11 protein-coding genes and 1 pseudogene are annotated in these 12,045 nt (G+C 60.2%); 4 read left to right on the forward strand and 8 right to left on the reverse strand.

Going from position 1 to position 12,045, the window contains the following annotated elements:
* Positions 1-354 (reverse strand): DEAD/DEAH box helicase (locus C9413_RS18245; RefSeq protein ID WP_170250719.1); only part of this gene is annotated, 354 nt, incomplete at its 3' end.
* 437 nt (positions 355-791) lie between these two features.
* On the opposite strand from C9413_RS18245, the gene C9413_RS18250 reads away from it, so the two are divergent.
* Together C9413_RS18250 and C9413_RS18255 are read left to right on the forward strand one after the other, a co-directional pair.
* Positions 792-3,137, forward strand: a complete 2,346-nt coding sequence (locus tag C9413_RS18250; RefSeq protein ID WP_170250720.1) for a hypothetical protein — start codon at positions 792-794, stop codon at positions 3,135-3,137.
* Positions 3,138-4,793: a hypothetical protein gene (locus tag C9413_RS18255; protein ID WP_040114593.1), complete on the forward strand. Its 1,656-nt coding sequence runs from the start codon at positions 3,138-3,140 to the stop codon at positions 4,791-4,793.
* A 444-nt stretch (positions 4,794-5,237) separates the two neighbouring features.
* On the opposite strand, the gene C9413_RS33510 is transcribed toward C9413_RS18255, so the two are convergent.
* The gene (locus C9413_RS33510; protein WP_246703783.1) at positions 5,238-5,510 is read right to left on the reverse strand and encodes a hypothetical protein; all 273 of its coding nucleotides are present in this window, start codon (positions 5,508-5,510) and stop codon (positions 5,238-5,240) included.
* On the opposite strand from C9413_RS33510, the gene C9413_RS18260 reads away from it, so the two are divergent.
* Positions 5,406-6,059 (forward strand): reverse transcriptase domain-containing protein, encoded by a 654-nt coding sequence (locus C9413_RS18260; protein ID WP_246703782.1) that lies wholly within the window; start codon positions 5,406-5,408, stop codon positions 6,057-6,059. The genes C9413_RS33510 and C9413_RS18260 overlap by 105 nt on opposite strands.
* On the opposite strand, the gene C9413_RS18265 is transcribed toward C9413_RS18260, so the two are convergent.
* The 5 genes from C9413_RS18265 to C9413_RS18285 all read right to left on the reverse strand — a co-directional run bounded on the left by C9413_RS18265 (position 6,052) and on the right by C9413_RS18285 (position 10,637).
* Positions 6,052-6,666 carry a hypothetical protein gene (locus C9413_RS18265; protein ID WP_040114595.1) on the reverse strand — a complete coding sequence of 205 codons (615 nt, stop codon included), beginning with the start codon at positions 6,664-6,666 and terminating at the stop codon, positions 6,052-6,054. The genes C9413_RS18260 and C9413_RS18265 overlap by 8 nt on opposite strands.
* Before the next feature lie 345 nt (positions 6,667-7,011).
* Positions 7,012-8,172 carry a multidrug effflux MFS transporter gene (locus tag C9413_RS18270; protein ID WP_246703781.1) on the reverse strand — a complete coding sequence of 387 codons (1,161 nt, stop codon included), beginning with the start codon at positions 8,170-8,172 and terminating at the stop codon, positions 7,012-7,014.
* 101 nt (positions 8,173-8,273) lie between these two features.
* Complete coding sequence (locus C9413_RS18275) at positions 8,274-9,035, reverse strand: glucose 1-dehydrogenase (protein WP_040114597.1); 762 nt, start codon at positions 9,033-9,035, stop codon at positions 8,274-8,276.
* Between the two features lie 37 nt (positions 9,036-9,072).
* Positions 9,073-10,146: a sorbosone dehydrogenase family protein gene (locus C9413_RS18280; protein WP_040114598.1), complete on the reverse strand. Its 1,074-nt coding sequence runs from the start codon at positions 10,144-10,146 to the stop codon at positions 9,073-9,075.
* A 26-nt stretch (positions 10,147-10,172) separates the two neighbouring features.
* A complete protein-coding gene (locus C9413_RS18285) occupies positions 10,173-10,637 on the reverse strand; it encodes a cupin domain-containing protein (protein ID WP_040114599.1) in 465 nt (154 codons plus the stop codon).
* Between the two features lie 288 nt (positions 10,638-10,925).
* Here C9413_RS18285 and C9413_RS18290 point away from each other — a divergent pair.
* Positions 10,926-11,818 (forward strand): annotated as a pseudogene (locus C9413_RS18290) (LysR family transcriptional regulator).
* Positions 11,819-11,886: 68 nt separating this feature from the next.
* Here the strand turns inward: C9413_RS18290 and C9413_RS18295 are convergent.
* The coding region (locus tag C9413_RS18295; RefSeq protein ID WP_170250721.1) for a carboxymuconolactone decarboxylase family protein at positions 11,887-12,045 on the reverse strand (159 nt) is incomplete at its 5' end.

Here is a 12,045-nt window from a genome sequence, read left to right on the forward strand (position 1 = left end):
GATGATGGGGATGAAGTAGCATAGCGACTTGCCGGAGCCGGTCCCCGTGGTGACGATAAAGTCCTTGCCTTCTGCGCCGAATTCTGCGGCCATTTGCTGATGGTAGCGCAAGGTCCAGCCCGAGAAGATATCGCCGCAGCCCGGATGCAGGACGCCTTCATCTACCAATTGCGCAACGGTTGCTCCTGGCTTGTACTCTGGATTAATTTGCAACACCGGCTCCGGCCAGAACCGCCGGGACGCGTATTCCGCGTCGATCTGATCGAAAATGTCCTTTGACTTGATGTTGGCAAACGACCGGCTGAAGCCTTCATACTGGTCGACTAAGGACCGAGCGAGATCAAATACGTCCATTGCCCCTCCTAAAGGACGCGAAAGCTCTCGGTGAACATGACTAAAAACATTTCTTCGTTGTTCCCCTTCGAACGCGCATCCATTGCATTGGCCGTTTCAGCCGATTCCTTGCCACGAAGCGCGTACCATTGATTAATGCCCGTTGTTAAATTAACCAACATCAGACAAGCCAAGCGCGACTCATGTCATGGTTGAAGTCAGCCCGCGCCTGTGTTGCTAAATTCGTTCCTAATTTACTACTCAGATCAGCTCTTTTAATAAACAAGAAAACAGCTAATAAGTGCATTAACGATAATTTTTCCCAGCGTTTATTTCTAATAATCATCGAAGTTGATGGCAACTCATTCACTCCGATGATTTTGATCACAGCGAAAGCGATGCTTCTCGAAATTTCTCCCCTCGACATATTGCGGAGCGACCGTTGGCGCTCCTTGCTGATGACAACCTATTCGCTGAGCCTGTCGTTTCTGGAAGCCGTGCCTCTTCAGGCGCTCGGTGACAATCGGCGCGACGTCACGATCCTGGCCGATATCGAGGGCTACCGCGCTTCGCTATCTGAAACAGGCGCATCGAACGCCGGGGTTGGCTATGACGTCATTCCGATCGCCGTCGTCGGAAGTGGCGTGTTTCATCCGAAGATCACGCTGCTTGCATCGCACGAAGGCGAGCTGCGGGCGCTGGTCGGATCGGGAAATCTCACCATGGGCGGCTGGGGATTCAACGCTGAGGTCGCCGAATACCTCAACCCCGAAACCGACCCGGAAGCCTTCACCGATCTGGCTGACTTTCTCCTCTCGCTTGGGGAGACCCTCGGCCAAGGCCGCCTTCGCTCCGACCCTTCCGCGCTGCCGCCGCTCCAGAAATTCGCCGATCTCTGTCTTGCGGCCGGCGATCGCAAGAGCGGCGGGCCAACCCGTGTCCTGCATTCCGTCAATCGGGCGCTCGCACCGCAGGTCGTCGAGATGGCAAGGGAGCTCGGGGGCGCGAGGTCGCTGACCGTTTTGTCACCTTATTTCGGCGGCCCGAAAGCGGTTGTCGACCTCGCGCGTGACCTCGGCTGCAAGACGGTTAATGTGTTCGTTCCGCCGAAAGTGCCCTTCTGGTTCGACTTCGATTTGGCCAAGACCCTCGGCCTAGCGGCCCAACCCGTCACCAGCCCGCTGTTCTCGGGCGAGAAGCTGCTGCACGCCAAGGCCTTCGATATTGAATGCGCCAAGGGGCGTCTCACGATTACCGGGAGCGCAAATGCGACGGTCAATGGTCTGGGCCTTGGCAGCGTCGAGGTGGTCGTTGCACGCGTATCAGACGGTGCGCCATGGCTCGGCTGGAGCCGAGCGGGTTATCCCAAGGGCCTCGTTGGCGAGGGTGGCCAGGAGCCGCACCATACGGCGTCGCCATGCCTGATTGCACGGCTGGATGGCGGCGCGGTCAACGGCCGCATCCTCGACGTCCCCGCTCCGGAAGGATCCTGGAATGCCTCGCTCTATGCTCCCGGTCGGTTCGAGGCGATCGGTGCAGTCGAGCTCGCGGCTGATGGACGATTCATGATCGAGCGCAGGAGGGTCGATGCGGTCGTCTCGTCACTGCAGCTGGTGCTGGCGCGCGGCGAAGAGACCGTCCGCGGCTGGCTGGTGATGACGGACATCATCGCGGCCGTCCGCGAGCGCGGCGCGATTGCCGAAGCCATGGCGCGCGCGGCCGGTGGGGCCGAAAACCCGCGCGACAACGATATCATCGCGGGCTTCTTCACCAAGCATCCCGAGGCCTTCCTGGCTGGCGACTTACCGATCGCGTCCGGGAGCAATTCTGCCAGCGCCGACAAGGAGGAGGCCTCGCACCTGGTGCCGGCCGGCGAGCTCGGGCTTGGCGACGCCTTGAAGCCGGAAAATGATCGCGCTGCCTCGGGCGCGGGCCAGTCGGCGTTCCAGAAACTCATCGCGCGGTTCCGCCAGAGGATCACCGAGGCGCCGCGGCGGGGGCAGGGGCACGGGCATGAGAACGATGCCGGAGATGGCGGCGATGACGGAAGCGGGGAAAGTGTCTGGTCGAATGCAGACCTCCTGGCCGGCGCGATCGGCTCCTTCATGCGCAAGATCGACGAGTCTCCGGACGGACCAACGAAACGGGAGAACATCCTGTCGGTGCTCGACTTCATTCTCTATGGCGCCGACAATGTCGAGGAACCCGAGCAGTTCCTGAAGACCTACTTGCCGGTCTGGCGAAACCTCGCAAGGCGCGCCGGACCAGCACGTACTGGCCTGGACACGCTCGACCGGTGCTATGCCGTCGCGACGGTGGCTCCTGGCCTTCGCGAGCCGAAAAAGAGCGCTGAGATCCACAAGGCGCTGGAGATCTGGTTTCGTGGCGGATTGACCAAGGACCACTGCGATCTTCTCGAAAAGCCACCAACGGGCCATCGCGAAAGCCAGCTCGCGGCAGAGGTCCGCGCCATGGACTGGAAGCTTGCCGTTACCGGGATACTTGCCGCGCCGACATCATGGCAGCGCACTCGAGCCCTGATCGCCGCGCTCGACGGGGAGGGGTCGATGCCCGATCTTTCGGGTGTCGCAAAGCCCGAGGAGATCGCGGCCTTCGGCAGGATCTGTCGAGGCATCCGACGGCGGGAAACCGTCTTCGTTCGCAGGGACTGGAGGCATTGCCCATCCTGTAACATGAAGCTTGCCGCCGTCGAAGCGGGCCGCCTGCGCAAGGGCGGAATCGCCAGCTGCCAAGGGCTGAAGTGTACCGCGATCATCGTCGACATCCAGCCGGAGGAAACCTGAGTGAACCAGTTGCTCCAGGACATGGATCTCGATTTTGCGACAGCGCCGGGCGCGCGGCTGATCACCAAGCTTGCCCTGAAGGACGGAGGCGTGGATCCGCTCGGCCTGCGCCAGATCAATCTCGACCTGATGGATCGGGCCATCCCGGGGATCAACAACACAACGGTTTTCATCCGTCCATACGCCTTCATGGCCTGGGCCTGGTGGAAGACCAATGACCTCCTGTCGAACGGCGGCAAGAAGGATATCGATTCCGCGGCGGCGAAGGACTTCGTCATGCGCCTCGAGGTCATCTACGCCTGGTCGCACATGCTGGCCGGCGGACGCGACCTGCCTGGGATGGCGGTGTTGAGGAGTTGCATGCCAATGGATGGTGGGGCCCCCTTTACCTTCAAGGGCGCGAATTGGGAAACCGTCAAGAAGAAGCGCCAGGCTTCCACGTCGATCATGGACGCGATCCAGTACGGCCCCTCGATCAAGGCGCTCGGGTACCTTGAGCAGACGTCCGTCATCGGCGTCTTTCGGCCGACCGAACAGGTCATGCCTGCCGTCAGGGCGATTGATGCGATCGTGTCCAGGTCTGCCATTCGCCACATGGTCGAACCCGGTGTGGTCACCTTCCGCCCCGAGGAGGTGGAGTCCCTGAACGACGCTCTTCCACCGTCGGAGCCGTCGAACGAGGAACGGGACGTCTTTCGCAGGCTGTTCGAACCGGGGCGGGAAACGGGCAGGACGGATTTCACGCGGCGCAATGACACGCTGGCGCTAGTCCTTGAAGCCATCAATGCGACACCGGACGGCTTGACGGTGCCGGAGCTGCGTACCGTCCTGGCATCCGGCGTGCTGCCAGGAGGACGCGCGCTGGTCCGCGCCGGATCGAATGATACCGGACTGCTAGCGACGTGGCTGCTGATGTCCTCCCTACAGGTGCGACAACTGCAACGCCTGGCGCTTGAAAGCATGCTCGTCTGGATCGAGGTAATGATCAGGACAAACGGCGGGTCGGCATCGACGGATGCCCTCGTTGCAATGGCGCTGCGCCAAGCCGAGGATTTCGATAAGGACTTGGCCGGTCCGACGGTTGGCGACCTGCTCACCACTCTTGCGCAACGATGCGAGGATCGCGGCTGGCCGAGTGCCGCTGCCACGGGTGAGACGAATTTCGTCGCGCTGAGCAACAGACTTAGTCTCGCGCAGCGCGGCGGCCCTGGCAGCTACGAGACCATTCCGGGCCTTGTCCTGTCGGCCCTTGGCTACGTGCAGGCCATGTATGCGGCCCTCAAGCAAGAAGGCGCCGACGATGGCCGGCTTGGTGAGCTGGGAGGGCGATCGGATCGCTTCCCAATATCGCTCCAGCACCGGCGGCTCCTGTCGCTGACGGAAGCGACGGTCGAAACCCTCTGGCGAGAGCTGATCGAGACCTGGGTGATCGGGCAGCATGTCCGATGGTCGGTGGCGCGAAACGGCGACGGCACGCAGCGCCTTCGGCTTGCGCTCGGCGACAGCGGGTGGCTGAGCGTCCACAAGAGGTTGAGCGGTCCATTCGGGCCGACGCCCGACCGCCTGTTGTCCGCCCTGTCGCTCGCTGCCCAATGCAGCATGATTGCGCGTGATGACACGGACGCCGAACCGCGATTCATGGCGGGCGGTAATTAATCGCAGACCGCACGCCGGATGCTTAGCAAGTGGCACCCACCTTGATTTTGAGAGATCGACGTCCGGCCTTTGGTGGTGATCGAACTCGCTAGGGCCAGCAAAAATCGTATTCGTTCAGAGGTTGCGCCCTTGCAACTCCAAGAAGACAAACGTATATCCAAGTCGATTTCAGCAATAGGCTGTAGCTCACGGCTCTACGGAAAGTTCGACCTTCGGGTTGTCCTCATGTACGAGCTTCGGGAATACACTATTGTTCTCTCAGTTGACGACTCCATGGTTAAACATGGGTTGCAGTTTGCTGAAGTCTCGCAATGGAGGATTTGCCGATGAAGAAAATTCATAAGCATCTCGACCTTGCTGTAGCTGTCTTGACGATATTGTACTCCGCCTTGGAGATCATCAATGTTGCACTCGATATCTACAGCAAGGTTGTCAACTATGCCCTTAGCGTTCGAAAACTTCCTTTATTCTTACAAAAAGAACGGCAAGCCGATCTATGCGCCTAACCCTTTCGGGGAACGGCTTGGCGCTGAGCTCAAGAGCAAAGTGAACAAGGCCTACAAATTCGACAGCTTTGTCTACCATTTCAAAGACGGGTCGCACGTTGTCGCGCTGCATCGACACCGCAACAACCAGTTTTTCTGCCGCATCGACATCTCGAAATTCTTTTATAGCGTCCAGCGCAATCGCGTTAAGCGCGCGCTGAAAGATATCCATGTCCAGCGGCCGGAATATTATGCGAAGTGGTCAACCGTAAAGAACCCCTACGGAGCAGGGTATGTGCTTCCGTATGGATTCGTTCAATCGCCTATCCTGGCGACTCTCGTTCTCGCGATGTCCCCGATAGGCGTCTACCTTCGTGGGCTTCCCGTATCCATCACCGTCTCGATCTATATGGACGATATCTGTCTCTCGGGTAACGATGAGGCGGAGCTGCAGTCGGCGTTCGATGGTCTTCTTGCTGCCGTCGCCGAGGCAGGCTTCACCCTCAACGACGAGAAGACGCGTCCCCCGGCCGCGCAGATCGACATCTTCAATTGCAGCCTGACCAACGGCAAAACCGAGGTTTTGCAGGATCGCATTGACGAGTTCTTCGCGCAGGACCGCTCAGCTGCGAGCGAGGAGGGGTTTAAAACTTACTGCGACATTGTGGGATCGATGACTTGGCGCACCGGCCACAAAAAGAAGCGGCGCCGCGTATATTTCCGTTCGCTGCCGAAGCCCGCGTCGGTCGTCCCAGCCGCTACCGCGCCACAGACTATTTGAGCCGCCCGGTATTCGAGCCGGTTATCATCCCCAGCGCGAAGCCTACGATGGTCGTGAGGGTTTTCTCTATGAAGGAACGCTGCGATTTGTCTTTGCAGAATGCATAAACCCCGCAGAGGAAGATGGTCACAAAGCCAACCAGGGCCAAGAGAATGTATGTGATCGTCATATCCGCTTTTCCGTCATTGTCGCGGGTCTCACCCTTGGCGTAGGCCGAGGAGATCAGATCCCACGTGACGCTCATGGTATCGCGTCGCTCGACGAAGGGTGAATTCGCGATCAACGTATTTGCAGCTTGGAGCTCTTCCTGCATGGTCGTAGCTAACTTCACCGCTTCCGGATTATTGGCAACTAACTCCTTGAGGCGCATCAGGTTGGTGTTCGAGTGGTTTAGGGCCGTGGAGATGCGCTGGTAGTCGTCTTCCGACACCTGCCAGACCTTCACCACGTCTTCAGGGTACAAGCGATCCCAGAGCTTCAGCGCCGATGTGCTGATGCCTGCGAGGAGCAGGCTGATGAGCACAGAGGAAACAAGGACCCTGAATATATCGTAGATCCGGCTGCTTGGCGTTTCCGATTCGGACTTTTCAGGCTTTTCAGCGCTCATAGTGTGACCCCTCTTTGCAAACTGAGTGCACGAATTCGGCGTTTGGTGGAAGGCAGGCGCCGAATGTTGCACGATTAAATTTGCTACTTTTGGGGACTTGGGGCGCGCTTCTCAGGTAGCTAACGCAATTTAAGCCAACCGCCGCGTGGTGCCATTCGCTGCGCCTTATGGTGTTCGGCGTCCAGTTGCCGGCTAAGGGTTGCGTGTGGCAGGTTAGGATTTCATCCAAGAAAATCAGTGACTAACGCACAACAGATGCCGTGAAGTTGTTGTCTTTCCACGAATTCGGTATGAGCGGTCATTGGTTCGAATCCGTTCAAGGCGTGCGAATAAAAAGGCCGGATTTCAATAATCCAAGCTTTGCCTTCGTATCAGCGAAGCACACGCCAGACTGCCAAGTCCGCTGATCGCAATCACTACCCCCATCGGCCAGGGTGTCCCATTGGCAAAAGTCCCGGCGACTGCTGATCCGACCACGCCGCTCCCGTACTGGATGGCGCCCATCAGCGCGGACACGGCGCCGGCTCGCGTCGGGAAGTCGGCCAGCGCTCCGGAGATCGCATTGGCTGTGACGAGGCCGTTCATTGCGGTGAACAGCCACAGGCTTGCGGCCATTCCATAGACGCCCCCGAAATCCGTCGCGGTGACGAAAGCAAGAACCAGACCGCTGACAGCGGCGCCTGCCGCGCCTAGCTTCAGCATCCTATCGCTACCGTATCGCGCGACCAGTCGCGCGTTGGCGAAGTTCGTCGCCATCAGGCCGACCGTGCCGACGGCGAAGACCGCTCCAAAGAGCTGCGGGGAGAGGTGATGATAGTCGATGTAGGCGAAGGACGAGCTTGAGATGCCGGCGAAGACACCGGCATAGTAGAAGCCAAGGGCTCCGCCATACACCATAAGCCGATTATCCAGTATGAGGCCGCCATAGGAGGCGAATGCCACGCCGAGAGATTCGTTGCTGCGTCGCTCCGCAGGAAGCGTCTCAGGAATGGTGAAGAGCGCGACTAGCGTGAGGAGGCCGATGCCGACGAGGGCCCAGAAGATCGCCTGCCAAGGCGCGACCACGAGGATCAGCCCACCGACGCTTGGGCCTAGAAGCGGCGCGACGGCCATGACGGTCATCAACGTAGATAGCACCGCTGCCGCGCGGTCGCGGCCATAGAGGTCGCGCACCATGGCTCGGGCAAGCACGACCCCAGCGCAGGCGCCGACCGCCTGGAGAACCCGGAAGGCGATCAGTTGGACGACATCGGCGGACAAGGCGCAGCCCGTGCAGCCGGCCATGAACAGGACGAGACCGACGGCCACGGGGACGCGCCGTCCGAACCGGTCGCCGACCGGACCCCAGATCAACTGGCCGAAGCTGAAACCGATCAGATAGGCCGACACCGTGTACTGCAGGCTTCCCTGTGTGGTCCCCAGCGCCGCGCTCATGCCCGGCATCGCAGGCAGGTAGAGGTCGGTCGAGATCGACGCGAAGGCCAGCAGCATCCCCAGTACGGTCATGAGCCACATCTCTGATACCGTCGAGGATGGTCTGGGCTCTGCGGTGATCGCGTCGACATCGTGTCTCATCTGAGCAATTCGTCCGTTTTTTCCGGCTGCGTTCAGCGAACCGTGTAGCCGCCGTCCACGGGCAATGCGTGTCCGATCACGAAGGTCGAGGCCGGGCTGGACAACCACAGGACGGCATCTGCGATTTCTTCGGCACGGCCGAGACGGCCGATCGGAACGTCCTTCATCATGATTTCCATCGCCTCCGGCTGCGTCTCCAGCATGGTCGTGACCATCGGGGTAGCGATGATGCCGGGGCAGATGGCGTTGATGCGGATGCCCTTCGGTGCGTATTCGAGACCGGCGCTTCTTGTCAGGCCGACGACCCCATGCTTGGAGGCATGGTAGATGCCGCGCTCGGCTATACCGACGAGGCCGCCGAGCGACGAATTGTTGACGATCGTGCCGCTTCCCTGTTCACGCATGTGCAGAAGCTCGGACTTCATGCAATTCCAGATGCCGCGAAGGTTGACGCCCATGACGAAATCGTAATCGCCAGGGTCGGCGAGGGCGGTTTCCGCGACGGGGCTTTTTACACCCGCGTTGTTGAACGCGGCATCGAGACCGCCGAAGGTAGCGATCGTCTCGGTGACCATCGTCTCGACCTCCTCCATGTTGGCGACATCGCATCGAATGCCGATAACCCTGTGGCCGTCCGCGATCAGCCCGTGCGCCGCACCCTTGACCGCGTCTTCGTTGACGTCGACGAGTGCGACGGCGGCACCGGCGGCTGCGAATGCCTTCGCGGTCGCCAGCCCCATGCCCGATGCAGCGCCTGTGACGAGCGCCACTTTGTTTTCGAAGTCGAATTTCATCTTGGTCTTCCTGTTGTGTCGAGTGTGGCGGGCCAGGCTATTTTGTCCGCGTCAGTTTCAGGAGCCGGTCTTCGGAGGGACCTTCCGCCCGCGGCGAGCGGTTCGTGGTCACGACATAGATGTTCTGACCGATCGGCAGCACGTCACGGAGTCGATCGCCCGAAGTGAAGATCGGTTTCAGGCTGTTCTCGGCAGCGTCGAAGACGTAGAGGCCTTTGCCGACGAGAGCGGAGACGAGGAGTTCGTTTCCAGCAAACGCGATGCCCGAGGGCGCCCAGGTGTTGTTGCCGGAATGAAGGAGAGGCCTTTCCATTCCCTGCCGTTCCTCGTCGCCGGAAACGACGGGCCAACCGTAATTGCGGCCGGCGACGATCAGATTGATTTCGTCGTGTGCGGACTGCCCGTGTTCTGCGACGAACAACCGGCCATCGGGGCCCCAGGCGATCCCTTGCGGGTTTCTGTGTCCGAGAGAATAGACGTAGGAACCGGGAAATGGGTTGTCGTCCGGCACCTTGCCGTCGACGGTCATGCGCAAGATCTTGCCGGCGAGGCTCGAGATATCCTGAGGTCTCTGGCGGTTCTCCGTCCATCCGGTCGTCACGTACAAATAGCCGTCCGGACCGATCGCAACGCGACCTCCATTGTAGAGATGGTGTCCGGGAATACCCTGGAGAAGAGTGCGCGTCTCCGTCCACGAGGTTCCGTCGAAGCGCGCCTCGATGAGCTTGTTCGAGAGAGCGCCGTCGGCGTGGTATGTATGGTAGAAGTACGCGGTCTCGTTGCTTTCGAAGTCCTTCGACAGTGTCATGCCGAGAAGACCGCCGCCGCCCTCGCGGGCAATGGGATCAGACGTCTCGACCAGATGACGCACCACGCGGCCGCCTTCGATCGAGACGACATCGCCGGCCGCTTCCGTGATGAGGATTCGACCGCCTGTCTGTTGGATTTCCCAAGGATAGTCGAGTCCTTCGGCGACGACCTCCATCGACCAATCCGCGCTGGCCGTCGAGGAGATCGGAGAAGACGAGCGAACGTCCTGCGCCCATGTCGTAGACGAGATCAGAACGGTTGCCAGGGCGATCGCCCCGACTGCTGCTGTTGCGTATTTCATAGAACCATCCTCAGGTCGCTCAAGCGTCAGTCCAGGTACTGGTCGTCCGAGACCTTCTCCATCCAGGCGACGTTTTTGCCATCCTTCATGTTGGTAATGGCGATGTGGCCGACGCCGGTCGTTGCCGTGGCGCCGTGCCAATGCTTCACGTCCGGCGGGCACCAGATGACGTCGCCTGGTCGCATGACGCGCTTTTCGCCACCTTCTTCCTGAACCCATCCGGTACCTGACGTGACGATCAGGACCTGTCCCGCGGGATGGGTGTGCCATGCGGATCGGGCGCCCGGCTCGAATGTGACGTGGCCGCCGGTATTGCTCGTGTGTTCGTTATTGGAATAGAGCGGATCAACTGTGACCGAGCCCGTGAAGTTCGCCTCCGGCCCCTTTATCGAGGGGCGTGAGCCGCCCTGCGAGAACTGCGAGGATTCGGCAAAGGCTGACGTCGACGCGAAGAGGGCGAGAGTGGCGGCGGTTGCAGTGAGCTGTTTCATTGTTCGTCCTTTCTTGTCAGGTCAGTGAAGAAGCCGCCCCGGCGAAGGCCGGGGGCGAAATGGAGGAGGAGCGTCAGGCTGTGCGGCCCGCGGACATGTCGATGACGAAGCGATAGCGGACATCCATCGTCCTTCTTCGTTTCTTGCTGCGACGAAGGTAGTGCGCGTCATTCAGAACGATTAGATGCCCAATTCCGCAAAGACATATGGGTGTGGCGCATGAATATCGAATCGCGAATGAGCGAATTTCTGCTAGGATGGTATCGGATTAATGCGAGGAACCCATGAATGCTGCGTGAGAACGTCAATGATCTGCTCGCCTTCCTCGCTGTTGCGCGTGAAAGGAGCTTCACAAAGGCCGCAGCGAAGCTCGGCATGTCCCAGTCGGGACTGAGCCACATCGTCCGCGGTCTGGAGGAGCGCCTCGGTGTCCGGCTGCTGACGCGCACGACGCGCAGCGTCGCCCCGACGCCGGAAGGCGAACACCTGCTGAAGACGATTGGGCCGCGCTTCGAAGAGATCGAGGGGGAATTGGTCGCCTTACCGACAAGCGGGAAAGGCCGGCAGGCACTATCCGCATCACTGCCGAGGACTACGCGATAGACCATGTCCTGTGGCCGAAGCTCCGCAAAATCCTTCACGACTATCCGGACATCAAGGTGGAGTTCGTCATCGACTACGGTCTGACCGACATCGTTGCCGAGCGGTTCGATGCCGGGGTTCGCCTCGGCGAGATCGTCTCCCAGGGAATGATCGCGGTTCGCATCAGTCCGGAGCAGCGGATGATTGTCATTGGCTCTCCCGACTATCTCGAGCGGAACCCTGCACCCATCACGCCACAGGAACTGACCCGACATCAATGTATCAATCTGCGCCTGCCGACCCGTGGAGGGCTCTATGCCTGGGAATTCGAGAAGGATGGCGAGGACATGCGGGTCCGCGTCGACGGCCAGATGACCTGCAATGGCATCACTCAGATTCGGGCGATGGCAGTCGATGGGTTTGGACTGGGTTTCATACCAGATGGACTGGCGATGCCGGAGATCGAGGCCGGGCGTCTGGTGCAGGTTCTGGCCGACTGGTGCCCGCATTATCCAGGCTACCACCTGTACTATCCGAGCCGGCGCCAGTCGTCGGCCGCCTTCAACATCGTCGTTGATGCGTTGCGCGAGCGCGGATAGAGCCGTTCGGAAAGGTCATGCCCGGTCCCTCGTGGGATGGAACCGGGCACGAAGTCTTCGCGGCGCGATCAGCTCGGCCGCTTTTCGAATACGTCCTTGACGACGGGGACTGCCGAGAACACGTTCGGCCATCCCGCATAGAAGGTGAGATGCGCGAGCATTTCGGAGGCCTGGTCCTTCGTCAACCCGGCATTCATAGCGCGGTTGAAGTGGTAGGTGATCTGCCC

Origin of the sequence: Rhizobium sp. SEMIA 4085, assembly GCF_013004495.1 — a bacterium.
Lineage (GTDB): Bacteria > Pseudomonadota > Alphaproteobacteria > Rhizobiales > Rhizobiaceae > Rhizobium > Rhizobium gallicum.

What these genes read in the sequence shown, in the direction of transcription:
- C9413_RS18250 (WP_170250720.1), top strand. Translation starts at nt 792, where the DNA reads ATGACAACCTATTCGCTGAGCCTGTCGTTTCTGGAAGCCGTGCCTCTT.
- C9413_RS33510 (WP_246703783.1), bottom strand. Translation starts at nt 5,510, where the DNA reads ATGGATATCTTTCAGCGCGCGCTTAACGCGATTGCGCTGGACGCTATA.
- C9413_RS18265 (WP_040114595.1), bottom strand. Translation starts at nt 6,666, where the DNA reads ATGAGCGCTGAAAAGCCTGAAAAGTCCGAATCGGAAACGCCAAGCAGC.
- C9413_RS18270 (WP_246703781.1), bottom strand. Translation starts at nt 8,172, where the DNA reads ATGACCGTACTGGGGATGCTGCTGGCCTTCGCGTCGATCTCGACCGAC.
- C9413_RS18275 (WP_040114597.1), bottom strand. Translation starts at nt 9,035, where the DNA reads ATGAAATTCGACTTCGAAAACAAAGTGGCGCTCGTCACAGGCGCTGCA.
- C9413_RS18280 (WP_040114598.1), bottom strand. Translation starts at nt 10,146, where the DNA reads ATGAAATACGCAACAGCAGCAGTCGGGGCGATCGCCCTGGCAACCGTT.
- C9413_RS18285 (WP_040114599.1), bottom strand. Translation starts at nt 10,637, where the DNA reads ATGAAACAGCTCACTGCAACCGCCGCCACTCTCGCCCTCTTCGCGTCG.